This is a genomic window from Flavobacterium celericrescens, assembly GCF_011392075.1.
In the GTDB taxonomy this organism is placed as follows: Bacteria; Bacteroidota; Bacteroidia; order Flavobacteriales; family Flavobacteriaceae; genus Flavobacterium; species Flavobacterium celericrescens.
Genome location: NZ_JAAJBV010000007.1, coordinates 152331 through 177240 on the forward strand (window position 1 = coordinate 152331; position 24910 = coordinate 177240).

The following is a 24910-nucleotide window of genomic DNA, read 5'->3' on the forward strand; positions in this document are numbered from 1 at the left end:
AATTTAAAAGTTTATTAATTACTTATGCTCTTTTAGCATAGGTTTAACTTATAATTTATTTAAAATGAAAAAATATTTTATAGTGATATTTTTGGCTTCTATACAGTCATTAATAGCACAAACTACGTTTGATTATAATGTAGTTTTAACTCCTGTTTCGGTTTCTGGATTGCCAGGTTTGCATTCTTATGCTTTTGGACAGCATAATGGGAAATGGTTAATTATTGGAGGAAGAAAAGATGGTGTTCATGCGCGCCAACCTTTTAATTCATTTCCAGGAGCACAAAATAACACAGATATTTATGTGGTTGATATTGCTACACAACAATCTTGGTCTGCATCAGTAAATTCAATTCCAGTAGGAATTAAAGAGCAGTTGCAATCTACCAATATGAATTTTTATCAAGACGGTGATGCTTTGTTTATTATTGGAGGATATGCTTATGCAGCTTCAGCAGACGATCATAAAACATTCAATAATTTGACTTCCGTTGATGTGCCAAATTTGATGAACGCCATCATTGCTGGAACACCAATAACTTCTTATTTCAAGCAAATTTCGAATGATGTTTTTGCAATAACTGGTGGACAATTGGCTAAAATTGGAACTACTTTTTATTTGGTAGGCGGACATCGTTTTGATGGAAGATATAACCCAATGAATAACCCAACTTTTACGCAAACGTATTCAAATGCTATCCGAAAATTTACAATTGATAATTCTGGGAGTAATTTAAGTTATGCTAATTATGAAACGATTACTGATGCAGTTCATTTGCACCGAAGAGATTATAATCTTGTACCACAAGTTTTTCCTGATGGAGAGTTAGGGTATACAATTTCATCTGGTGTATTTCAAATTGCGGTTGATTTGCCCTTTTTGTATCCAGTAGATATAAAAGCTAGTGGCTATTATCCACAAACAAGTTTTAACCAATATTTAAGTAATTATCACAGTGGAAAAGTGGGTTTATATGACGCAACTTTAAATCAAATGCACAACTTATTTTTTGGCGGAATGAGTCAGTATTATTATCAAGCAGGTAATTTAGTTCAAGATAATACGGTTCCGTTTGTAAAAACAATTAGTAGAACTTCAAGAGATGCTTCAGGTAATTTGTATGAATATAATTTGCCAGTTGAGATGCCAAATCTTAAAGGAGCTGGAGCCGAGTTTATTCCGAATAAAACTTTACCTCATTACTCAAACGAAGTTATTCAATTATCTAATATTACTTCTAATGAATTTGTGATTGGGCATTTATATGGTGGCATTCTAAGTTCTTCTTTGTCTGCATTTACAGATAATCAAACAGGATTGACTTCTGCCGATCCTACTATCTATGAAGTTAAATTGGTAAAAAATCCAGTTTTAACTGTTCAACAAATTGACGGAAAAAATCCTTTTTCTGTGATTGTTTCGCCAAATCCAACCTCACTTGATACTGTGCGTGTAGAGTTTAACTTGCCTTATGATACAACTGTTGGTTATTTTATTTCAACATTAGAAGGAAAAGTTGTTGAAGAAGGAGATATCGAAGATATTCATACTGGAAAAACGAGTATGAATTTTAGTATTGCATCGGCTAAGACAGATTTTGTAATTATTACTTTTGTATTTGATGATAAATTTTATGTTTCAGAAAAAGTAATTAAAAAGCAATAACTGTTAAATTAATAAAAAATTAAGAGTACTATTTCTAAAATTATATATATTTGTCATAGTATAATTAGAACACAAAAAATAAATAACAATTTAAAAAATAATAAAGATGAAAAAATTAGTTTCAATCATGGCTGTAGCAGCTTTTATGTTGTCAATGAATGTTAATGCTCAAGAGCCAAAACAAAAAGCAAAAAAAGAAACTGCTAAAACTGAAAAATCTTGCTCAACTGCAGAAAAAAAATCTTGTGGTTCTGAAGGTAAATCAGGTGGATGTTGTTCATCTAAAAAAGCTACTGAGAAAAAAGCTGAGTAGTTTTAATCAAATAAATTTAAAGTGCCTCGATTTTTTCGAGGCATTTTTTTTATGTAACATATATTACAAGTCTATGTAACTCTTGTTACCGACTACGGTTTTTCGGCATCGTACTTTTGTTCAGTAATAAAATGAAAATTAAACGATGAAGAAAATCAATTTATTAGTAGCAATTGGAATTGCGTTTGGGACAGTTAATGTTTATGCGCAGGATACCTTATCCATTTCCAAAAATGATTTGTTACAAAAAGTCACAGAAAATAACCTACAGATTAAAGTTGCCGAAAAATCTTTTCAATCTGCAAAGGCAGATTATCGTCAATCAAATGCACTTTTTTTACCCAATATTACTGTTTCGCATACAGGAATAGTTACTACCAATCCTTTAATGGCGTTTGGTTCCAAATTAAATCAAGGAATCTTAACGGCTTCCGATTTTAATCCAGCATTGTTAAATGATCCTGATAAAACTCAAAATTTTGCAACCAAAATAGAAGTGCAACAACCACTTATCAACTTAGATGGTTTGTACGGAAGACAAGCTGCTAGAGCTAAAATGGATGCTTTTCAACTACAAACAGAGCGCACTAAAGAATATTTAGAACTTGAAGTTTCAAAAGCTTATATGCAATTGCAATTGGCATATAAAGCGGTAAAAGTTTTAGAGAAAGCAAATACAACAGCACAAGGGAATTTAAAATTGGTAGAAAACTATTTCAAAAACGGAATGTTACAAAAAACCGATTTATTAAATGTGCAAGTTCGTGTAAATGAGATTACGAATCAATTACAATATGCCAAATCGAATGTACAAAATACGTCCGATTATTTAGCATTTTTATTGAATGAAGATATGGTTGGAAAAACCTACAAGCCAGCAGAAGCTTTAGATAATTCAATAGCAATCGAAAGTATCAATACAACAATTTCTGATTCTAGAAAAGATATTCAAGCGATGCAAAAATCGTCTGAAGCGTACAAAAAGATGTTTCAATCATCCAAATTCGGATTCTTACCACGATTAAATGCTTTTGGAAGTTATGAATTGTATGATCAAAATATTTTCGGAACTTCAGCTAAAGGGTATTTAGTAGGAGCACAATTATCTTGGAATATTTTTGATGGATATAAAAACATCGGAAAAACACAAAAAGCTAAAGTTGATTTTGAAAAAGCAACGGTTGAAACCGAACAATACAAAAAACAAAGTCAGTTAGAATTGAATAAAACCAATCGTCAATTACTTGATGCCGAAAACAAAGTGAATTTATCAAAATTAGCTTTTGAACAATCGCAAGAAGCATTTAGAATTCGTCAAAATAGATTCACACAAGGATTAGAAAAAACAACTGATTTATTAATGGCTGAAACGCAAATGGCACAAAAAGAATTAGAGCATTTGCAAGCCGTTTTCGAATATAACTTTACTAAGCAATACTTACAATTTTTAACGAAATAAACAGCAAGAACAAGTTCAAGCGCAAGTTCAAAATCAAAATTTAACAACATGAAAAAAATAATAACAATCATTACACTATCATCTTTAATCTTAACTTCTTGTGGAAGTGATAAAAAAGAAAATGTTGCTGATTTACCTTCAATTCCAGTAAAAGTGGCTGGAAATTCTGGAAACTCAAATAGTCCGTATGTAACAGCAAGTGGGAAAATAGAATCGGAAAATAGTGCAAATTTAAGCACAAGAATGATGGGATATGTAACCAAAGTGAATGTAAAAGTGGGACAAAATGTTTCAGCTGGACAACTTTTAGTAAGCATCAATAATACCGATTTACAAGCTAAAAAAGCACAAGTGGATGCATCTATCACACAAGCGACTGCAGCATACATCAATGCAAAAAAAGATTATGATCGTTTTGTGAATTTGTTTGCACAACAATCGGCTTCTCAAAAAGAATTAGACGATATGACCGCTCGCTACGAAATGGCAAAAGCAGGTTTAGAAGCAGCCAAACAAATGCGTAATGAAGTGATGGCGCAGTTTTCTTATTCGAATATTACAGCTCCATTTTCAGGAACAGTTACTAATACTTTCGTAAAAGAAGGTGATATGGCAAATCCAGGAATGCCTTTAGTAAGTATAGAAGGTGCTTCAAGATTACAAGTAACCGCAATGGTTTCGGAAAGTGATATTTCGAATGTAAAAAATGGTATGCCAGTTAAAATCAACGTGAAATCATTAAACAAAGAAGTCTCAGGAAAGGTTTCGGAAGTGAGTTTATCCGCAAAAAATACAGGAGGACAATATTTGGTGAAAGTAACATTAGACAAAATGGATAAAGAAATTTTATCTGGAATGTTTGTAAATGTGCAATTTCCAACGGCTAAAAAAGAAACAACTACTGTAAAATCTGATATAGTTCTAGTTCCAGAAAGTGCTTTGGTTAAACAAGGACAATTAACGGGAATTTACACTGTAGGAAGTGGTAATGTTGCTATTCTAAGATGGTTGCGAATTGGGAAAGCATTCGGCAATCAAGTAGAAGTATTATCAGGATTAGCAGCAGACGAACAATATATTGTTTCAGCAGAAGGAAAATTATTCAACGGAGCTAAGGTTAGTGTTCAGTAATCAGTCGCAGTTTTCAGTTTTAAGCATTGTCTTTTAAACTTTTAAACGCATAAACATTTAAACTTAAAAAAATGCAAGAAGGTATATCAGGTAAAATAGCCAATTTCTTTATCAACTCAAAATTAACCATTTTATTGATGGTGGCGTTGATGATTATTGGTACATATAGTTCGTTCTTAATTCCAAGAGAAGAAGAACCGCAAATTAACGTTCCTATGGCCGATGTTATGGTCATGTATCCTGGCGCAAGTCCGTCTGAGATAGAAAATAGAGTGGTAAAACCATTAGAAAAAATCATTGGCAACATCAAAGGAGTAGAGCACATTCACAGCATGGCGATGAATGGTTATTCGATGATGGTGGTGCAATTTTATGTGGGTGAAAACAGCGAAGATTCGTATGTAAAATTATACGACGAATTGATGAAAAACCGCACGATGTTCCCAGAAGGAGTAATGCAACCTATCGTAAAAACACGTTCGATTGATGATGTTCCGATGTTGGGGTTAACACTTTGGAGTGAAAAATATGATGATTTCCAATTACGTCAAATCGCAGAAGAAGTTACTTCGGAAGTTGAAAAAGTAAAAGATGTTGCCATTACGAAAGAAATTGGTGGAAGAACACGCGAACTAAAAGTAGTTTTAGATAAAGATAAAATGGCTGAAAATGGTGTAGATGCATTGAGCATTATGCAAATGATTCAAGCCAATAACGGTAGTTCGCAATCTGGAAGTTTTGTACAGAATGATACGGAATATTTAGTAACTACTGGTAAGTTTTTAGCCACTTCGGAAGATGTTGAAAACTTGGTGGTTGGTGTAAACAATAATATGCCGGTTTACTTAAAACAAGTCGCTTCGATTCAAGACGGACCTCAAACACCAAAAAATTATGTGTCTTTTGGTTACGGAAAAGCGAATGAGAAATTCTCAAAATTTAACTCGGAATATCCAGCCGTAACCATTTCGGTGGCGAAAGTTAAAGGTGCCGATGCGATGCAGATTTCAGAGAAAATCATTGAAAAAGTTGAAGCTTTAAAGAAAAATATTATCCCTGAAGATGTACATGTTGAAGTTTCCAGAAATTACGGAGAAACAGCATCTCACAAAGTAGGAGAGTTGTTGTTGCACTTAGGTGTTGCTATTATTGCAGTAACGGTTTTAGTAATGCTAGCCATGGGTTGGAGAGGTGGATTAGTGGTTTTCTTCTCTGTTCCATTAACCTTTGCTTTGACCTTATTTAGTTACTATTTATTAGGGTATACACTAAACCGAATTACTCTTTTTGCCCTAGTGTTCGTAGTAGGTATTGTGGTCGACGATAGTATTATTATTGCCGAAAACATGCACCGCCATTTCAAAATGAAGCGACTGCCTTTTAAACAAGCAGCTATTTACGCGATTAACGAAGTAGGAAATCCAACCATTTTAGCAACGTTTACTGTAATTGCGGCTATCTTACCAATGGCTTTCGTATCGGGAATGATGGGGCCTTATATGAGTCCGATGCCTATTGGCGCTTCGATTGCAATGATATTATCGTTGTTTGTAGCTTTGACCGTTACACCTTATTTGGGATACCATTTATTACATGAAAAAGACGAGCAAGAAAACAAAGAAGAACAAGGTTTAGAAACATCTTGGATTTATAAAATCTATAAAAAAATTGAGCAACCACTTTTAGACAATTCTAAAAAACGTAATCTAATGTTTTTGATTACTGGTGTTTTGTTAATTGGTTCGGTTTTGATGTTTTTTACCAAATCGGTAGCGGTAAAAATGTTGCCTTTTGATAATAAAAACGAATTCCAAGTGGTAATCGATATGCCAGAAGGAACTACATTAGAAAGAACAGCTGCCGTTACTAAAGAAATTGCGCAATATCTTTCAACGGTTCCTGAAGTGGTAGATTATCAGAATTATATTGGTGCTTCGGCTCCGATAACTTTTAATGGTTTGGTACGTCATTACGATATGCGGGGTGGAAGCAATATGGCGGATATTCAAGTGAATTTATTACACAAAGAAGATCGTGATTTACAAAGTCATGATATTGCAAAAGTAGTGCGTCCAGAAGTACAAAAAATCGCTAAAAAATATGGTGCGAATGTAAAAATTGTAGAAGTTCCACCTGGGCCACCCGTTTTGTCAACGTTAGTAGCTGAGGTTTATGGACCTAATTACGAAGATCAAATCAAAGTAGCGAATCAAGTAAAAAACATTTTAGAAACTACTTCTGATGTGGTAGATACGGATTGGATGGTGGAAGCGCCTCAAGTGGAATATAAATTGGAAGTTGATAGAGAAAAAGCCATGTTGAACGGAATTGCTCCGCAACAAGTAGTCGGTAATTTGACTTATTTGTTAAGAGAAATGCCGGTTTCCAACTTGTATGATGAGCGTTCAAATAATCCTGTGGGTATTACACTTTCATTAGCAGACAAAGACAAAACTTCGATGCAAGATATTCAAAATTTGAAAATTAAAGGAAGTCGTGGTAATGTGGTTCCGGTTAGTGATTTGGTAAAAGTTACTACAGATACACTTCAAAATACGATTTACAGAAAAGATCAAAAACGAGTAGTTTATGTTTTAGCCGATATGGCGGGAGCATTAGAAAGTCCTGTGTATGCGATTTTGGGAATGAATGAGAAGTTAGAAAAAATGCAATTACCAAAAGGATATAAAGTAAACGAATTGTATATGGATTCTCCTTCTGATGAAAGCGATTTTACTGTAAAATGGGATGGAGAATGGCAAATTACTTTAGAAGTGTTCCGTGATTTAGGCGCAGCGTTCTTAGTTGTAATTATCGTGATTTACATGTTGATTGTAGGTTGGTTCCAAAATTTCAAAACACCAATCGTCATGATGGTTGCAATTCCACTTTCTTTAGTTGGAATTGTATTAGGTCACTGGTTATTAGGTGCTTTCTTTACGGCAACTTCATTCATTGGAATGATTGCCTTAGCTGGAGTTATGGTGCGGAATTCGGTCTTACTGATTGACTTTATTGAAATTCGTTTAAACGATGGTGTTCCAATGAAACAAGCTATTATTGAAGCTGGAGCTGTTAGAACAACCCCAATTTTATTAACAACAGGAGCAGTAGTAATCGGAGCCTCAATCATTTTGTTTGATCCAATTTTCCAAGGATTAGCTATTTCGTTAGTAGCAGGGGCGATTGTTTCAACTTTATTGACATTAATCGTTGTGCCTTTGATTTACTACATCACGGAACGTAAAAAATGGGAGAAAAAATAATTAATAATTAACCTGTAAGGTTTTCAAAACCTTGTAGGTTTCTACAAATAAAAAAATTATGAAATTAATATTAATCACAGCGATAGCAGAATTTGAAAAAGACGTCAAAAAGATGCTAAAAGAAGCCAAAGTAAAATCGTATTCTTACCGAGATGTTAAAGGTTTTAGAGATGCTTCAGGAGAAGGTGTAGAATCCAATTGGTTTGGTTCAGAAATGAATGAAATTGATTCTATAGTATTTTATGCTTTTGTAGAAAAACAAAATGTGGATTTATTATGTGGCATTGTTGGTGAATTTAACGGAAATCAAAATTCAGCTTCAAAAGTACATGCTGCGGTTTTTTCAGTAGAACGATATAATTAAAATTACGATATGATAAACAGATTAATAAGAGCAATAGCAGGAACCTTCATCATTTTAAGCGTGCTGTTAGGTATGTATGTCAACGAAAATTGGTATTGGTTTACCATTTTTGTAGGTGCAAATTTATTACAATCATCCATTACCAAGTGGTGTTTGATGGAAGATATTTTGAGAAAAGTATTTAAAATTCAAGATTAAGATTAAAAGTCAGGTGAAAGCCTGACTTTTTCTTTAGAATGTAAATCTTAAAAAGGCATTTGGTGTTCTTTCTAACGAGAAAGTATTTATTTGTTCCACAACATTTGTGTTATTGTTTATGCGATAATGTTGATTGATACTTGTTTTATTATTCAATACATTTTGTATAGAAAAACCTAAATTTAGTGTTGATTTTTTACCAATATTGAAAGCATAAGCACCTGAAAAATTCACTTGGAAATAATCTTCTAAATTAGATGAATTTGGCGATTGATAACCTACAGTTGGTGTTTCTGGGTCAGTGTAGATGGGTGTTGTGCTTATTGGTAAGGTTGTTGGTTTTCCTGTAAACCATTGTGCACCAATGGCTAGTTTTATATTTTTAAAATCTGAAATAATAGCAGATTTTATGGTGTGTTTTATTTCAAAATTATTCGGAAAAGCCGTTGTGTTTAATGTTTTAAAGTCATAATTGTTTTCTTGAAAAGTATAGCTTATCCAAGCAGTAATTGGTCTGAATTGTTTTTGAATTAAAAATTCGGTTCCATATACGGTATAATTTCCATTGGTTTTTACAAATTCATATTGGTTTTGAAAACCTTGACTCATACTGGTAATTCCATCTACTTTTTTGTAGAAATTTTCTAGAGTTAGCAACCAATTATTTTTGTTGAACGAAAATCCTAATGAAGCTTGATTACTTTTCACAATCGGAATGTCTTTGTTATTAGATAAAGTCCATCTTCGTTTTTCGATGCCTAAAAAATCTTGTTGTAAATCTACAATTTGTGAAGTAGTTTGATGTTTGCTTTCACCCATAATTTCCAATTGAAAAAACGGAGTAAATTTATAATTTAACTGAACTCGAGGTTCAAAAATAAATGTTGAAAATTCTTGAATATAATTTTGTCTAAATCCAATTCGACCATTAAATTTATCGTTTGACGAACGGTATTTCAGTTCGGCAATTAGTGCATGATTTTTTAAAACTTCTTTAATTTTTCTTGAAAAAATAGGTGTGTTTACAATATCTACATTTCGCACACCAATTTCATTAAATTGATAGCCATTCAAAAAGGTGAATTTATCTGATAAAACATGACTGTTTTGTAATTTTATTCCTGTATCTAAAATAGTGTTTTCTTGATTAAAAATTTGATTACTTTCTATCGATTCATTTTCAGAATTAATATTGTAATAAGAAGCATAAATTGAAATTTCGCTACTATTTTTCGCATTCCAATCTGTTTTTAATAATGCATTTGCACCGTAAGTTTGTTGTTCTAAACAACTGTATTTTGAAGTTGTAATACTGTTTTCTGTTTTAGTTTGTAACACGTCCAAGACGTTGCTGATGCTTAAAATATCAATGAATAAATCTGTTTTTCGCTTTATTTTTTGATGGTATTGTGCCGTAAAATCATAAAAATAGAAATCTTCGTCTGAATTATATTTAATATTTTGATTGTCAAAATAATTAGTAACTATAGTGTTTTGAAAAATCTTATTGAAGTAATTCGTATAGGTTGGAGAAGTTACTAAATCTGTGTAAGATCGTCTGCCACTAATTTCAATATTTGATTTTTTTGACGTTTTGACTTTTGTATAAAAATCAGCATTAATTAAGTTTAAACCAATAGCGCCACGAGTATTTTCTATAGAATCCGTATGTGTTGAAATTAAAACCGAACTCGAAACACCATCGCCATAAAAAGCGGATGTTCCATTTTTAGCAATATTAATTTTGTGTGCTAAATTGGGATTTAAAGAAGAAATTAATCCAAAAAAATGCCCTGTTTGATACAATCTAATTCCATTCCAAAGAAACAAATTTTGGTCATGTGTTCCGCCTCTTACACTTGTATTTGAAATGTTTTCATCGGTAGCGTTTATACCAGGAATTTGTTGCATGGTTTGAAAAACATCAGGCTCAGTTAGACCAGGAAGTTGCCCGATTTTTTTAGGTTTTATTTCAAATGTTCCATCTTTTCTTTTGGTAATTCCTTTGGTTAAATAGACAGTTGTTACGACGGGTTCCAAATCGTTTATAATACTTTTTAGATAGATTTTCGGGCAATTTTCTACATATAAAAAAGTTGATTGTACCAATTTGGTTTTATAATTCAAATGAGAAATTTCTATATCGTTTGCCGATTTTACATTGAGTTCAAAATATCCTAAATCATTTGTAATTGTGGTGCTGTTTGTTGCTGTTATTTGTAGAAAAGCACCAATGATGGGTTCTTTGGTTTCTTCATCTAAAAGGAATCCACACAAAGGTTTGTCAAGTTTTTGATTGTTAATTACTGATATGTATTTTTTTGAAATAAATTCAAATTTTAATTGGGTTTTTTCAGTAATGTAGTTCAGTTTTTCTTGTAATGTTAATGAATTTGAAGGTGGAACTAGTTTGAAAACCGCAATTTCTTCTTCGATGTAATTAAAGCTAACTTGGTGTTTTTTGCTGATGTTCTCAAAAATTGTTTTCAATAAAACAGCATTGCCTTTATCTTGCGCACGAAGCGGCAAAACAAAGACAAATAAGCTGATAATTATTAAAAAACGATTATAATTCATTTACTTTTTTACTAATTCAAAACTTGTTTCGTTTGATTTTTTTATTTGTAAATGATAGGTTGAGGCAATTATTTGTAAGGCTACATCTAAATTATTATTTGGAATTTTTCCAGTAAATAATTGATCTGTTGCTATAGTATTTGTTTTAATGGTTACGTTATATGTGTTTTCAATATCAGTAATAATAGTTTTTAAGTTTTGATTTGTAAAACTCATTTCTATTTCATCAGAAGCCCAGTTTGGCATTGATAATGTTGTTTTTCCTTCTGTTTTAGAATCATTTTCAAAAGTAACTAACATTCCTTTTGTTAAAATAAGTTCCTGATTTTTATAGTTTACTTTTACTCTTCCTTCGTAGCAAGTTACTTCAAAGGTATTGTCTTTTGAGTTTACATTGAATTGTGTTCCTAAAACGGTCACTTTTCCTAAATTCGTATTGACTTCAAATGTTTTTCCTTTTGCAACTTTAAAGTAAGCTTCACCTTTTAAATCGATGGTTCGGTTGTTTTTCCAGAAGAAAGTTTTGTATTCTATAGACGAATTTTTATTAACTAATACTTCTGAATTATCTGGTAAACTTACTGTTTGAGTAAGGCTTGTGCCATAATATTTTTCTTTGAAATTATTAACAACAAAAAAACTTAATCCTAAACCAATTACTAATATCGCCGCAACACGAGTAAACCAATTTCGTTGAAGTTTCACAACTTTTGTTTCTTTTTTAGTAGCAACAACGCTACTTAACATTTTATCTTGGTCGAATTCAGGTGTTTTTAAGCGTGCTGAATTTTCTTTGATTTTTTCATACAAAGTAAAGTCCGGATTTTGCTTAAATTCGGCTAATTCTTCATCAGTAAGTTCGTTATTAAGCCATTTGGCTAATTTGTAATCTTCGTCCATAATTTTTGCATTACAATAATGTAACAAGTATATTGTTTTTTACCCTACTTAGTTCATTCCATTTTCAATCCAAGTGCGAACAGCGTTTATTTCATTTTCAGAAATTTTATCACTCATAAAAGGCATTGGTGTAACTCCAGCTTCGTGATTAATTGCTTTTAAAAGTTTTCCATTTTTCACAACTTCCAATACTGTGTTTTTATTTGAAAAGTCATATCCATTCGCAGGAGATTTTCCAGAATGACAACCAATACAATGATTTTCAATAACCAATTTTAAACTATTTTCAAATGTCAGGTTTGAAGTTGCAATTAAAGTTTCTTCACAACTATTATTTTGCATCCCTTGGTTAACCCATTTTAAAAGAATATTTTTTTGATTACTTGATAACTTTTCATGAGGGTAAGGAGGCATTTTATTTCTCAAAATCACTTTCGCTAACTCATTTTTTTGTTCATCATCATCATCTTCTGTTTCAATTGTTGCTAATATGTTTTCATAGTTGTTAAGCAAGACTCCATGCGAGTTTTTTTCAGGATTATGACACATTATGCATTTTGTTTGCAAAATAGGTAAAACCTGTTGTTTAAAATAAATAATGGTAGTGTCACAACCTATGACTTTATATTCAGGGTTTGAATTATAAAAAATAGTTTCATTAGTTTTAAAACTAAAAAATAAAACTGATGTTACAATTATAAAAAGTAATACAGGTAATGAATAAATTGTATTTAAAGATTTTTTTTTCATTAAGGTTTAATTTAATAATTAAACAAATATGTTGTTTTTTACCCTACTTAAAATTTTCAATTTCTTTTTTTAGTTCAATCAACGCCAAGTGAATACGCTTTTCAACAGCTTTTACGCTAATGTTTAATTCTGAGGCAATTTCGGCATATTTTTTACCATCAATTCGGTGCATTAAAAATGCAATTCGTTGTGTTTCATTAATATTGTTAATGGCTTTTAATAGTTTAGACTCAAATTGTTCTTGTTCTAAAATATGTTCTGGATTTTCATTGGTTCTATCTACTAGAGTGTTGTTCTTTTCATAATTCAAAACTACCTTGTTGTGTGCAATTGCATTTAATGAATTGTTTGTAGCAATGGTATAAATATAAGATTTAGCTTTTTCTAGCGGAACATCTTTACAATTTTGCCATAATTTTATAAAAGCTTCCTGTGTAGCATCTTCAGCTTGGTCTGTATTTCCAAATTTGTAGTAGAGAAAATTTCGTAAACCTTTAGCATGACTTTTAAAAAAAGCTGAAAAAATATTTTCTTGGCAAATAGTACTATTTTCGGACATGTTTTGTGAATTGCTTAAAATAAAATAATTTTTGGTAGGGTTTTTTAAAAGTAGGTTGTTATATCTGTACATACAAATATAATCATTATTTGATTAAAAAAAATTTGAATATGGAAACAATAATTAAAAAAGCAATTACTAAAGATGAAAAGTCAATTTACATGATAGCACAGATTGTTATATGGTTTTTTAATTTTTTAATAATGCTTACTCTTTTTGTTTTAAAATTATTTTAAAAAGAAGGTAGGGTAAAATAAATTTGAATTGTTTTATGATAAGTAACCCAAAAACACTGTATAATATGAAACTAAATCGTTTTTTAATTTTAAGCCTAGTAGGTTTATTTTTAATGTCTTGTCAGAGTGAAGAAAATGAAGTCATTCAAGATACAACTCAGAATTTGACGAATACTTCACCATTAACTACTTTAGTAACACGAGTTACACAAAACCCAACATCTGGTGATAATGTTATGGATAATTCAAGCTGCTTTAGCGTTGTTTTACCAGTAACAGTAATTGTAAATGGTCAAAATATTGTGGTGTCAACTCAAGCGGATTATCAAACGGTTCAAGATGCTATTGATGCTTTTTCTAACGATGATGATATTGTGAATTTTGTATACCCTATAACAATTCAGTATCAAAACTTTTCTACACAAGTTTTACAAGATTCAGACGATTTAGATGATGTAATTGATGATTGTGGAGAAGATGATGGTTTTGATGAAATTGATTGCATAAGCTTCAATTTTCCAATTGTAATTAGTGTGTATAATTCTAATAATCAATTAGCTGATACAATTACAATTACTAACAATAGTGATTTGTATAATTTCTTAGAAAACCTTGAAGATAACGAATATATCGCTATTCAATATCCAATTTCGTTAACAAATGCTAACGGACAGAATGTTACAATAACAAATAATGATCAGTTAGAAGATGTTATTGAAGATTCAATCGATGATTGCGATGATTCTCCTTCTGGAGGTGGTGGTAGTACTACATTGAGTACAATTATAGCAGATGGTTCTTGGTATGTGTCATATTTTTTTGATGACACAGATGAAACTTCAGATTATACAGGTTATAATTTTACATTTAATAGTAATGGAACGTCATTAGCAGTAAAAAATACAATTTCATTAAACGGAACTTGGTCTAATTATATGGATAGTGGTGAAGAAAAATTAGAGTTTTCTTTTGATGGAATTACATTGGATGAATTAGAAGATGATTGGGAAGTTATCGAATATACTGCAACACAAATTAGATTGAAAGATGTAAGTGGTGGTAATGGAGGAACGGACTATTTATACCTAACAAAAAATTAAACAAACTAAATTATAAACAAAAACAAATTAAATTTTAATCCTATGAAAAAATTAGCTTTAATCCCAATGTTGTCATTGATTTTTATGTTAAACGTAGCTTCAATGTGTTCAAGTGATGATAATTCAAGTTCATCAGCTGATCCAACTCCAGTAATTAATACAGTAACTTCTGGAACTTGGAGAATTACATTTTATGAAGATTCTGGAGTAAACGAAACGTATCATTTTACTGGTTATAATTTTACTTTTGGTTCTGCAAATGTATTGACAGCAACAAATGGAACAAATACTTATACAGGGTCATGGTCTGTAACTAATGACGATAGTAATGATGATAGTCCTAGTAATGATTTAGATTTCAATATCTTATTTTCATCTCCAGCAAATTTTGCTGATGAATTGTCTGATGATTGGGATATTTTATCTAGAACAGATACAAAAATTGAATTAGTTGATGTAAGTGGTGGTAACGGCGGAACTGATTATCTTACTTTAGAAAAAAACTAAAAAACTCACACACTTTTTGCCCCGATTAAACCAGTCTAAGAGGCTGGTTTTTTTATTTAAAACAAACCCATTCACTCACTTTGCAACTTTATAACTTTATGTTATCTTTGCACTTCATTACACAAATTCAGAATTATGTTTGATAATTTAAGCGATAAGTTAGATAAAGCGTTACACCTATTAAAAGGACATGGTAAAATTACGGATGTAAACGTTGCCGATACTTTAAAAGAAGTACGTAGAGCATTATTAGATGCGGACGTTAACTTTAAAATTGCCAAAGATTTTACCACTAGAGTAAAAGATAAAGCTATAGGAGAAAACGTATTAACTACGTTACAACCTGGTCAGTTAATGGTGAAAATCGTTAAAGATGAATTGGCTGAATTAATGGGTGGTGATGCTGCGGGAATTAATCTTTCAGGAAATCCTTCTGTGATTTTGATGTCAGGTTTACAAGGTTCTGGTAAAACTACCTTTTCTGGGAAGTTAGCCAACTTTTTAAAAACTAAAAAGAACAAAAAACCTTTATTGGTAGCTTGTGATATCTATCGTCCTGCGGCAATTAATCAATTACACGTAGTTGGAGGACAAATTGGGGTTGAAGTCTATTCAGAACCAGAAAATAAAAATCCTGTTGAAATTGCTCAAAACGCAATCAAACATGCAAAAGCAAATGGTTTCAATGTAGTAATCGTCGATACTGCTGGTCGTTTGGCTGTGGATGAAGAAATGATGAACGAAATAGCAAATGTTCACAAAGCTATTCAACCACAAGAAACGTTATTTGTTGTAGATGCGATGACGGGACAAGATGCGGTAAACACAGCAAAAGCATTCAACGATAGATTAAATTTTGATGGAGTTATTTTAACAAAGTTAGATGGTGATACGCGTGGTGGAGCTGCAATTTCGATTAAATCAGTAGTTAATAAACCAATCAAATTCATCGGTACAGGTGAAAAAATGGAAGCTATTGATGTATTCTACCCATCTCGTATGGCTGATAGAATCTTGGGAATGGGAGACGTTGTTTCCTTAGTAGAAAGAGCACAAGAGCAATACGACGAAGAAGAAGCAAGAAAATTACAAAAGAAAATCGCTAAAAACGAATTTGGTTTTGATGATTTCTTAGCGCAAATTCAGCAAATCAAGAAGATGGGTAACATGAAAGACCTTGTTGGAATGATTCCTGGAGCAGGAAAAGCGTTAAAAGATGTTGAAATTGAAGACGACGCTTTTAAACACATTGAAGCTATTATCCAATCAATGACACCGGCTGAAAGAAGTAAACCATCATTAATCGATGTGAAACGTAAAAATAGAATAGCGAAAGGCTCTGGGAGAAAAATTGAAGAAGTAAATCAATTGATGAAACAATTTGACCAAATGAGCAAAATGATGAAAATGATGCAAGGCGGTGGTGGAAAAAATTTGATGAAAGCCATGGCTGGAATGAAAGGCGGAATGCCAAGAATGTAAATTATAGTTTAAGGTTTAAAATTTCAAATAAAGAAAGTTTTGAACCTTATTTTTTTAAAACATACTAACTATTTGTTTTGGGAAACACACAACTTTTAAAACCAAAACACTAAACCTGAAATAAAAACAATGCAATTATTAGACGGAAAAAAAGTATCGGAAGATATTAAAAACGAAATTGCTGCTGAGGTAGCACAAATGAAAGCTAATGGAGAAAAAGTACCTCATTTAGCAGCAATTATTGTAGGTAACGACGGAGCGAGTTTAACTTACGTAGGAAGCAAAGTAAAATCATGCGAGCGAGTAGGTTTTGAATCTACTTTGATTAAAATGCCAAGCACAACTTCCGAAACGGAACTTTTGAAAAAAATCAAAGAATTAAATGAGAATGATGATATAGATGGTTTCATTGTTCAATTGCCGTTACCAAAACAAATCGACACCCAAAAAATCATTGAAGCTATTGATCCTAGTAAAGATGTAGATGGTTTTCATCCAGAAAATTTTGGAAAAATGGCTTTAGATATGTCTACTTTTATTCCAGCAACACCTTTCGGGATTTTAGAATTATTAGAAAGATATAATGTGCCAACCGATGGAAAGCATACGGTAGTAATTGGGAGAAGCCACATTGTAGGTCGTCCAATGGGTATTTTAATGGGAAGAAAAGGATTTCCTGGAAATTCAACGGTAACGGTTACACATAGTCATTCTAAAAATATCAATCAAATTACCTCTCAAGCCGATATTATTATTTCGGCACTTGGAGTTCCAAATTTTCTAAAAGCAGAAATGGTAAAGGATGATGTTGTAATTATTGATGTTGGAATTACTAGAGTAGAAGATGAAACTACTGAAAAAGGATATAGAATTGTAGGTGATGTAGATTTTGAAAATGTATCTAAAAAAGCATCCTACATTACGCCAGTTCCAGGAGGTGTTGGTCCAATGACAATTGCAATGTTGTTAAAAAACACACTTTTGGCAAGAGAACAGAAAAGAAATAAATAAATAAAAAAAGACCTCAATTTGAGGTCTTTTTTTATGGTTGCTTACTATTTATCTTGTAAACTTGTCTTTTTTTGATTTTTGAAGTAGTAAAAAGCAAAAGTGATTCCAAAAATTGCTAGCCAAACCAATTTTGTATTAATTGGAGATGCTGGTGGATCATCGTCTGCTGGTGGGTCTACCGGCTGCGCAACACTTAAAAAGCTAATAAAAGCCATAAAAATGGTTGCATAAAGTTTTAATAAATTAGGTTTCATATTTCGTGTTTTGGGGGATAAATTAAAAATATAATACAATAGTAGTAAAAAATTATCTCTTTTGAAAATCTGAGGTAAAAAATAACTCAACAGAAGGGTATTTTTGTTGTGTCATTTGAATCGAAAATTCACTATCTGCTAAAAATACTAGTTGTCCATACTTGTCTGTACCCATAAATTTTTGCTTAACACGCTTAAATTCAGCGAATTCTTCATTTTTTGGATCTTGGGGTTTTACCCAACAAGCTTTGAATGCTGGAAAATTTTCATAGGTGCATTTTGCACTATATTCATGTTCTAAACGATATTGAATAACTTCATATTGTAATGCGCCTACAGTTCCAATTACTTTTCGTCCGTTCATTTCTAACGTAAAAAGCTGTGCAACACCTTCGTCCATTAATTGATCAATTCCTTTTTCTAATTGTTTAGATTTCAATGGGTCAGCATTATTGATGTATCTAAAATGCTCCGGAGAAAAACTTGGAATTCCTTTAAAATTCATTTTTTCACCTTCGGTTAGTGTGTCTCCAATTTTAAAGTTTCCGGTGTCATGCAATCCTACAATATCGCCAGGATAAGAGATGTCTACAATTTCTTTTTTCTCAGCAAAAAAAGCATTTGGACTCGAAAATTTTAGATTTTTTCCTTGTCTTACGTGTAAATAAGGTTTGTTTTTTTCAAAAGTTCCTGAAACAATCTTAACAAAGGCTAACCTGTCTCGATGCTTTGGATCCATATTTGCGTGAATTTTGAAAACAAAACCACTTAATTTTTCTTCTTCTGGTCTAACTAATCTAGTATCGGATTCTTTAGCTCTTGGAGTTGGAGCGATTTCAACGAAACAATCTAACAATTCTCTTACACCAAAATTATTTAAGGCAGAGCCGAAAAATACGGGTTGTAAATCACCAGAAAGATATTCTTCGGTACTAAAAGCTGGATATACTTCTCCAATTAATTCAAGTTCTTCTCTTAAGCGATTGGCTGGTTTTTCTCCTATAATTCCTTCTAATTCTTTGCTTTCAATATCTGAAAAAGCAATTGTTTCTTCAATGTTTTTTCTACTATCTCCTTCAAAAAGATTAATATTTTTTTCCCAAATGTTATAAATTCCTTTGAAATCATATCCCATTCCGATAGGAAAACTCAAAGGTGTTACGCGAAGTTTTAATTTTTGCTCTACTTCATCCATTAAATCAAAAGCATCTTTTCCTTCACGATCTAATTTGTTAATAAAAACAATCATCGGAATATTTCTCATTCTACAAACTTCAACCAGTTTTTCGGTTTGTTCCTCAACACCTTTTGCTACGTCGATTACAACAATAACGCTATCTACAGCTGTTAAAGTTCTAAAAGTGTCTTCGGCAAAATCTTTGTGACCAGGGGTGTCTAAAATATTAATTTTTTTATCCTTATAGTTAAATGCCAAGACAGATGTAGCAACAGAAATTCCTCTTTGACGCTCAATTTCCATAAAATCTGAAGTGGCACCTTTTTTAATTTTGTTGCTCTTTACGGCACCAGCTTCTTGAATTGCTCCACCAAACAAAAGTAATTTTTCGGTAAGTGTTGTTTTACCAGCATCTGGATGCGAAATAATTCCAAAAGTTCTTCTTCTTGCGATTTCTTCTATAAAGCTCATGTGTAATAATTTTGTGCAAAAATAGTATTTATAAATAACATTTTATTCTATCATTTATTTATTATTTTAGCATTTTAATTTTAGCCCCCATGAAATATAAAATATTAATTGTTGATGATCATTTAGTTGTAAAAGCTGGTGTTTCAATTATTTTGAAAAATGAAATTCCAAATTTAGAAATATCTTATGCCTGTAATTATTCAGAAACTTTACAGAAAATTAAAGTTGATCAATTTGATTTAATTATTTTAGATATCAATATTCCTGGAGGTAAAAATACTGAAATGATAAGTGAGATAAGACATTTTCTATCAAATGTCAAGATATTGATGTTTTCAGCTCATGAAGAAGAATTTTATGCCTTAAGATATATTCATGCAGGAGCAGATGGTTATTTGAATAAGCTTAGTGGCGAGGATAAAATTGTTGAAGCAGTTAGATCTATTATGGATTATGGTAAGTATTTAACCGATGAAATAATTGATAAATTAAACAATAGTCAAGTTAATAACGAACCCATAAATCCATTTGATAAGTTGTCTAATAGAGAAATAGAAATAGCGAAATTATTGGTAAGAGGCGATGGTAATCTTGAAATTTCTAATAACTTAGGTATTCAAATGTCGACAGTGAGCACATATAAAAACAGAATTTTTGAAAAGTTAAAAATTAATAACCTTGTTGAATTGATAGAAAAATACAATTTACATGTTTAATTATCGTCAATTATTATTGTAACTTTCGTGCCTTCATTTTCTTTCGAATAAATTTTTAAGTCACCTTTTAATAGGCGTAAAAGTTCTAAAACCATGTGTAATCCAAGACCATAATTTTGAATTGCAAGTTTATCAGTTTCAAAGTTTTTTTGAAGATTCAAATAGTAATTTTTTATTTCATCAGGCATTCCACATCCCGTATCTTCTACGCTTATATAAATTTTGTTTTTGATTAGGTTTGTTTCAATTGTTATAGCTCCAATGACTGTATTTTTAATTGCATTATCCAATAAGTTATGGATAATAATTCCTGTAATTTTTTTGTTTAAATTAATTTGAGAAGGAGCGAAGTTATTGTATGTTATTACTATTGCATTTCCTTCTGCAATATTTTTAAATAGTTTAATTTTGTCGTTAATAATACTATCAATAGATTCTTTTTTTAATTCGTTTAAGTTTTTATGTTCAATAAATATTTTTGAATAATCAACAAGGTTTTCAACAAATCGATAAAGTTGATTGGCAGATTCATGCATGATTTTTGCATTATCTTTTATGTTGTCATCATTTGTTATTAGTGATTTTTCGTGCAAATGTTTAGCGGTAATAGATAAAAATTTAAGCGGACTTTTAATGTCGTGACTGATGGTTCCAATCAATTTTTTTTGTTGTAAAACTTCCTGTGAGAGATTGTTTTTTGCTGCTTTTAAATTAGTAACTGTGCTAATTAAATCTGCAGTTCTTTCATTTATTATTTGTTCTAGAGCATCGTTTTTCTTTTTTATAAAATTATAACGTAGTCGTATACCAATAATTAAAAAAGAGGTTATTATTATGGCTAAAAATATTTTAAACCATAGTTTTTCATAAAAAAGGAAAGGAATATTAATGATTATTTTTTCTATTTCATATGTTGACGAAAATGGCTTAAGTTTTCTTATATAAAGAGTATGTACTCCAGGAGGAATATTTGTGAAACTAATTTCTTTTTCATCATTTAAATGAATCCATTTGTCATTTTTGTTAAGGTCTAGTTTTGCTTCAAAATAAATGTTGTCATGATTTCCAAAATATGGAAAATCAATTTTGAATTTTACCCGATTAAAGTTTCGATTAAGGAATAATGTATCGTTAAAATAACTTGTTTTTCCGTCTAATTCAATTTCATTTATGTAAAAATTGTTTGTTGGTAATATTTTGTTTACTTTTTTTGGATGAAACGCCACTAAACCATTTAAACTTGGATATATAAAATAGCCGTTTTCTAATTTAGCGCTACAAGGTTGGCAGCCACCATTAAATTCATTAGTTAAAAAACCATTGTTTGAATCATAATGGTGGTAGTAAACAGGCGATTTATCATTATAGTATGCTAATAGGTTTTTTTTATCAACTTCTATTAATCCTTTATTCGTGCTTATCCAAAAGTGGTCATCTATATCTTCATTAATGCAATGCGCAGATGTTAAATACGAATAGTTATCAATTGGCATTTTGTAAAACCTATTGTTTTTAAATAAACTAAAGCCATTACTATAAGTACATACCCAAATAGTGTTGTCTTTGCTAATAAAAATGCTTCTTATGTCGTTCTTGTCACAAGGTATTTTTTTTGTTTTTTGTTTTATTACATCATAAATAATTAAGTTGCCTGGTGATGCCATTAATATTTTGTGGTCTTTAGTTTCAGCAAAATAATTAACAGCTTTATCTATATTTCTTATATAATTTGGTTTTGAATTTGGGTCATTGGCGTTTATCGTAGCAACAAAAACTTTCATGTTTCCTTCTTTTCTAAAACCTATCCAAATTTTATTTTTTGAATCACAAAAGATGCTGCCAATTGTTGCTTTAAATTCATTCTTTATTGAAGTTTTGTAATTTGTATTCTTAAAAAAGCAAGTAAGCGTTGTATTGTTCTGAATCCAAATGTTTTTCTGTTTGTCTATAGCAATTCCAAATTGGTATCCATTGGTGTTAAGTTTTAAATCGGCAATTAATTGATTTACACTAAATATTTCACCTTTAGCAGTAATGAAATTCTCGTTTGAAATTGGAATTATTGAATAATAATTGTTATCAACCTTTTTAAAGTTATTAAGAATACTAAACTTGTTTAAAGATATTATTCCCAGTCCTTTATTGTCAGTTCCAATAAATAGTTTATTACTCTTAATATCATAAAATAAGCACTTTATAGTATATTGACGAGGAATATTTACTTGATGAAGTAACGAAAAATAAAGTTTATTGGTTGCTTTTTTTAAAATAAAAATTTCATTGTCTGTATAAACAAAATATTGTTGTGTTAAATGATTGTAAATTATTTTCGCATTTTTCTTTATGAAAATTTTATTTTTTTTCTCGCTATTGTCAAATGTTGAGTAATCCCCATTATTATTTAACCAGATCAATTCGTTATTTAGTAAAAAATAGTCTGTATTAGGTTTGTATTGATGAGTTATTTCTGTTTTTTTCTTATTGTTCTTGTTGAATAAAAGGATTTTATCTTTTTCAATTTTATAATAGTCTCCATTTTGAGTTTTAATTTTACTATGTAATAAATCAAATTTTTGTTTGGTATTATTGTTTGTATAAAATCTTAAATTTTCGTATTCATCATAAGAGGTGAGGTTGTACTTCTCTTTAATTTTAATAGCTTTTCTTTTGTTAATAATGATATTATCTGCATAGCCCTCAGTGAATGTTTTTAGTGAATCTACTATTGTATTACCACTTAGATATAAAAATCTATTAGAAATATTTCCTGTAGTATTACTATTAAAAGTTTTAAAGTTAGAACCGTCAAATCTTACTAAGCCATTTTCGGTAGTCATCCAAATAAATCCATACTTATCGGGTGCAATGCTTTTAACAGAATTTTGAGGCAAATGCTCTGTATCTGCCGAATACCATTCTTCGTGGTAATTCTGTTGAGAAAAACCAAGTTGAATTATTAATAATATGAAATAGAATCTGTTCAACTTTTTAAATTTAATCGACAAAGTGTAATTTTATTTCGACAAAATACAGTGTAGTAATTATTCTACAATATTTATTGATGTGCTATGCAAATATCTTAAAAAAAACTTAATAGTTTTGTTCGGTTAATTTAATTTCAAATTAGTTTTTATTTTGACAACCCCCTCTACGGTTTTAAGATTAAAAAAAATTTGTAATTATTTACAAAATGTAACTATTAAATATAGATTATGAACAATCCTTTACTAATTGATTTTTTGAACTTAAAAAAATCTTTAAAAAAGCATGTAATGTCAATGATGATGTTATTTGTTTTATTTACATCTGTAAATGTTTTTTCTCAAAATTTTGAGAATGTTACTATAACAGGTGTAATATCTGGGAATAATTCAGCGAATGCATTATTTAGTGCTACTTCAGCAACAATTCCAACATTAGCTCGTGTTAGAGCTCAAGTTGTTGCAGGGCCTGGTACTGGAGCATTTACACAGAATTTGGATAATGTAAGATATACTTCAAATCCTGCAGGACCTGGAATTCCAAATAATTTATCCAGAATTAGATTTACATTTTTACAGGCCGATGGTGTAACACCTGTTCCAATTAATGATTACAGGTTTGTAATCAATGATATTGATGGTCCAAACAATGAGTCTTTAGCTACTGATTGTGGAGCGTCAGTTCGTTTTACTGCAACAGCTGACCCAACGAACTTGGTGATTGATAATACACCTCCTGATTTAAATGCAACTGGTAGTGTTAATGAAACTAATGGAGCGCCTAGTAGGGTAATGTATGAATTTAACGACATTACTCAAATAGAGTTCGATAATTATGCTAATAATGGCTTTTTGAAAGATTTTGATATGAATCAAAATGATTTTCCAATTGCTACACCATTATATGCAGTATGTTTAAATGATACAGATGGTGATGGTGTTTCTGATGATTTAGATTTAGACGATGACAATGATGGTATATTAGATGTTACTGAGGCTGGAGGTAATGATCCAAATGGTGATCACGATGGTGATGGATTGCCTAATTTCTTAGATACATCTGATAATTCTGGCGCTTCTGCAACTTATATTGCTAATGCTGATGGTTCTGTAACAAATTACACAGATGCGGATAGTGATGGTTTGCCAGACATATATGAATCGAGTTTAGATGGAGATGCAATTCCTAATCATTTAGATTTAGATTCAGATGATGATGGTTGTTCGGATGCAAATGAATATTATAATTTAGCAACTGCCGATGGTGGTGATGGTGGAGTATATGGAGTAGGAGCACCTGCTGTTAATCCAAATGGAACTGTAATTGCAGCTAGTTATATTGGAGCATATGCAAATGTTGTGTCGCCTGCCGCAGATCCAGATGGAGATGGTTTGACAGGAGTTTGTGAAACGGATAATGATAACGATGGAATTTTAGACGCTACAGATCCTAACGATACGAACCCAGACATTTGTGGAGACTCAGACGGAGACGGCTGTGATGACTGTTCAGTAGGAACAGACAACTTCGGTCCATTATCAGATAGCTTACCATTAAATGACGGAACTGATACAGACGCAGACGGATTATGTGATGCTGGAGATCCTGACGATGATAACGATGGAATTTTAGACGCTACAGATCCTAACGATACGAACCCAGACATTTGTGGAGACTCAGACGGAGACGGCTGTGATGACTGTTCAGTAGGAACAGACAACTTCGGTCCATTATCAGATAGCTTACCATTAAATGACGGAACTGATACAGACGCAGACGGATTATGTGATG

Annotated in this window: 19 protein-coding genes and 1 pseudogene; 13 read left to right on the top strand and 7 right to left on the bottom strand. The window is 31.2% G+C overall.

The genetic code is table 11. The annotated features are described in order from the left end of the window. The first annotated feature begins 64 nt into the window (after positions 1-64). The 7 genes from G4L40_RS10485 (at position 65) to G4L40_RS10515 (ending at position 8397) form a co-directional block, all read left to right on the top strand. Positions 65-1666, top strand: coding sequence for a hypothetical protein (locus G4L40_RS10485; RefSeq protein WP_166237147.1), 1602 nt, complete (start codon positions 65-67; stop codon positions 1664-1666). Between the two features lie 106 nt (positions 1667-1772). Continuing rightward, positions 1773-1979 carry a hypothetical protein gene (locus G4L40_RS10490; RefSeq protein WP_166237148.1) on the top strand — a complete coding sequence of 69 codons (207 nt, stop codon included), beginning with the start codon at positions 1773-1775 and terminating at the stop codon, positions 1977-1979. A 145-nt stretch (positions 1980-2124) separates the two neighbouring features. Beyond that, entirely contained in the window at positions 2125-3438 is a 1314-nt protein-coding gene (locus tag G4L40_RS10495) for a TolC family protein (RefSeq protein WP_166237149.1), read from the top strand. 48 nt (positions 3439-3486) lie between these two features. Further along, entirely contained in the window at positions 3487-4569 is a 1083-nt protein-coding gene (locus G4L40_RS10500) for an efflux RND transporter periplasmic adaptor subunit (protein WP_166237150.1), read from the top strand. A gap of 71 nt (positions 4570-4640) precedes the next feature. Next, positions 4641-7835, top strand: coding sequence for an efflux RND transporter permease subunit (locus G4L40_RS10505; protein WP_166237151.1), 3195 nt, complete (start codon positions 4641-4643; stop codon positions 7833-7835). A gap of 58 nt (positions 7836-7893) precedes the next feature. After that, the gene (locus tag G4L40_RS10510; protein ID WP_166237152.1) at positions 7894-8199 is read left to right on the top strand and encodes a hypothetical protein; all 306 of its coding nucleotides are present in this window, start codon (positions 7894-7896) and stop codon (positions 8197-8199) included. 9 nt (positions 8200-8208) lie between these two features. Next, the gene (locus G4L40_RS10515; RefSeq protein WP_133609854.1) at positions 8209-8397 is read left to right on the top strand and encodes a YgaP family membrane protein; all 189 of its coding nucleotides are present in this window, start codon (positions 8209-8211) and stop codon (positions 8395-8397) included. Between the two features lie 33 nt (positions 8398-8430). On the opposite strand, the gene G4L40_RS10520 is transcribed toward G4L40_RS10515, so the two are convergent. The 4 genes from G4L40_RS10520 to G4L40_RS10535 are packed head-to-tail and all read right to left on the bottom strand — an operon-like array spanning position 8431 to position 13183. Then, positions 8431-10974: a TonB-dependent receptor gene (locus G4L40_RS10520; RefSeq protein WP_166237153.1), complete on the bottom strand. Its 2544-nt coding sequence runs from the start codon at positions 10972-10974 to the stop codon at positions 8431-8433. Further along, positions 10975-11874: a FecR family protein gene (locus tag G4L40_RS10525; RefSeq protein WP_166237154.1), complete on the bottom strand. Its 900-nt coding sequence runs from the start codon at positions 11872-11874 to the stop codon at positions 10975-10977. It lies immediately after the preceding gene. 48 nt (positions 11875-11922) lie between these two features. Next, entirely contained in the window at positions 11923-12624 is a 702-nt protein-coding gene (locus tag G4L40_RS10530; RefSeq protein WP_166237155.1) for a c-type cytochrome, read from the bottom strand. 43 nt (positions 12625-12667) lie between these two features. After that, a complete protein-coding gene (locus G4L40_RS10535) occupies positions 12668-13183 on the bottom strand; it encodes an RNA polymerase sigma factor (RefSeq protein ID WP_166237156.1) in 516 nt (171 codons plus the stop codon). Between the two features lie 301 nt (positions 13184-13484). Here G4L40_RS10535 and G4L40_RS10540 point away from each other — a divergent pair, with 301 nt between their 5' ends. From G4L40_RS10540 to G4L40_RS10555, 4 genes are all read left to right on the top strand, one after another. Then, on the top strand, positions 13485-14519 hold the full coding sequence (locus G4L40_RS10540) for a hypothetical protein (RefSeq protein WP_166237157.1): 1035 nt from the start codon (positions 13485-13487) through the stop codon (positions 14517-14519). Positions 14520-14561: 42 nt separating this feature from the next. Further along, positions 14562-15026, top strand: coding sequence for a hypothetical protein (locus G4L40_RS10545; RefSeq protein ID WP_166237158.1), 465 nt, complete (start codon positions 14562-14564; stop codon positions 15024-15026). Positions 15027-15161: 135 nt separating this feature from the next. Then, a complete protein-coding gene (ffh, locus tag G4L40_RS10550) occupies positions 15162-16508 on the top strand; it encodes a signal recognition particle protein (RefSeq protein WP_166237159.1) in 1347 nt (448 codons plus the stop codon). A 129-nt stretch (positions 16509-16637) separates the two neighbouring features. Further along, entirely contained in the window at positions 16638-17519 is an 882-nt protein-coding gene (locus G4L40_RS10555) for a bifunctional 5,10-methylenetetrahydrofolate dehydrogenase/5,10-methenyltetrahydrofolate cyclohydrolase (RefSeq protein ID WP_166237160.1), read from the top strand. Between the two features lie 44 nt (positions 17520-17563). On the opposite strand, the gene G4L40_RS10560 is transcribed toward G4L40_RS10555, so the two are convergent. Together G4L40_RS10560 and G4L40_RS10565 are read right to left on the bottom strand one after the other, a co-directional pair. Next, complete coding sequence (locus G4L40_RS10560; RefSeq protein ID WP_166237161.1) at positions 17564-17773, bottom strand: hypothetical protein; 210 nt, start codon at positions 17771-17773, stop codon at positions 17564-17566. 52 nt (positions 17774-17825) lie between these two features. Further along, entirely contained in the window at positions 17826-19421 is a 1596-nt protein-coding gene (locus G4L40_RS10565) for a peptide chain release factor 3 (protein WP_166237162.1), read from the bottom strand. A gap of 89 nt (positions 19422-19510) precedes the next feature. Between G4L40_RS10565 and G4L40_RS10570 the strand changes: the two genes are divergently transcribed. Further along, positions 19511-20137: a response regulator gene (locus G4L40_RS10570; RefSeq protein ID WP_166237163.1), complete on the top strand. Its 627-nt coding sequence runs from the start codon at positions 19511-19513 to the stop codon at positions 20135-20137. On the opposite strand, the gene G4L40_RS10575 is transcribed toward G4L40_RS10570, so the two are convergent. Further along, positions 20134-23121, bottom strand: coding sequence for a sensor histidine kinase (locus G4L40_RS10575; protein ID WP_166237164.1), 2988 nt, complete (start codon positions 23119-23121; stop codon positions 20134-20136). The genes G4L40_RS10570 and G4L40_RS10575 overlap by 4 nt on opposite strands. A 228-nt stretch (positions 23122-23349) precedes the next feature. On the opposite strand from G4L40_RS10575, the pseudogene G4L40_RS10580 reads away from it, so the two are divergent. After that, positions 23350-24910: pseudogene (locus G4L40_RS10580) on the top strand (hypothetical protein); the annotation flags it as partial.

Excerpts from the sequence above, each read along its gene's own strand:
- G4L40_RS10485 (WP_166237147.1), top strand. The coding sequence starts at position 65 with ATGAAAAAATATTTTATAGTGATATTTTTGGCTTCTATACAGTCATTA.
- G4L40_RS10490 (WP_166237148.1), top strand. The coding sequence starts at position 1,773 with ATGAAAAAATTAGTTTCAATCATGGCTGTAGCAGCTTTTATGTTGTCA.
- G4L40_RS10495 (WP_166237149.1), top strand. The coding sequence starts at position 2,125 with ATGAAGAAAATCAATTTATTAGTAGCAATTGGAATTGCGTTTGGGACA.
- G4L40_RS10500 (WP_166237150.1), top strand. The coding sequence starts at position 3,487 with ATGAAAAAAATAATAACAATCATTACACTATCATCTTTAATCTTAACT.
- G4L40_RS10505 (WP_166237151.1), top strand. The coding sequence starts at position 4,641 with ATGCAAGAAGGTATATCAGGTAAAATAGCCAATTTCTTTATCAACTCA.
- G4L40_RS10510 (WP_166237152.1), top strand. The coding sequence starts at position 7,894 with ATGAAATTAATATTAATCACAGCGATAGCAGAATTTGAAAAAGACGTC.
- G4L40_RS10515 (WP_133609854.1), top strand. The coding sequence starts at position 8,209 with ATGATAAACAGATTAATAAGAGCAATAGCAGGAACCTTCATCATTTTA.
- G4L40_RS10520 (WP_166237153.1), bottom strand. The coding sequence starts at position 10,974 with ATGAATTATAATCGTTTTTTAATAATTATCAGCTTATTTGTCTTTGTT.
- G4L40_RS10525 (WP_166237154.1), bottom strand. The coding sequence starts at position 11,874 with ATGGACGAAGATTACAAATTAGCCAAATGGCTTAATAACGAACTTACT.
- G4L40_RS10530 (WP_166237155.1), bottom strand. The coding sequence starts at position 12,624 with ATGAAAAAAAAATCTTTAAATACAATTTATTCATTACCTGTATTACTT.
- G4L40_RS10535 (WP_166237156.1), bottom strand. The coding sequence starts at position 13,183 with ATGTCCGAAAATAGTACTATTTGCCAAGAAAATATTTTTTCAGCTTTT.
- G4L40_RS10540 (WP_166237157.1), top strand. The coding sequence starts at position 13,485 with ATGAAACTAAATCGTTTTTTAATTTTAAGCCTAGTAGGTTTATTTTTA.
- G4L40_RS10545 (WP_166237158.1), top strand. The coding sequence starts at position 14,562 with ATGAAAAAATTAGCTTTAATCCCAATGTTGTCATTGATTTTTATGTTA.
- ffh (WP_166237159.1), top strand. The coding sequence starts at position 15,162 with ATGTTTGATAATTTAAGCGATAAGTTAGATAAAGCGTTACACCTATTA.
- G4L40_RS10555 (WP_166237160.1), top strand. The coding sequence starts at position 16,638 with ATGCAATTATTAGACGGAAAAAAAGTATCGGAAGATATTAAAAACGAA.
- G4L40_RS10560 (WP_166237161.1), bottom strand. The coding sequence starts at position 17,773 with ATGAAACCTAATTTATTAAAACTTTATGCAACCATTTTTATGGCTTTT.
- G4L40_RS10565 (WP_166237162.1), bottom strand. The coding sequence starts at position 19,421 with ATGAGCTTTATAGAAGAAATCGCAAGAAGAAGAACTTTTGGAATTATT.
- G4L40_RS10570 (WP_166237163.1), top strand. The coding sequence starts at position 19,511 with ATGAAATATAAAATATTAATTGTTGATGATCATTTAGTTGTAAAAGCT.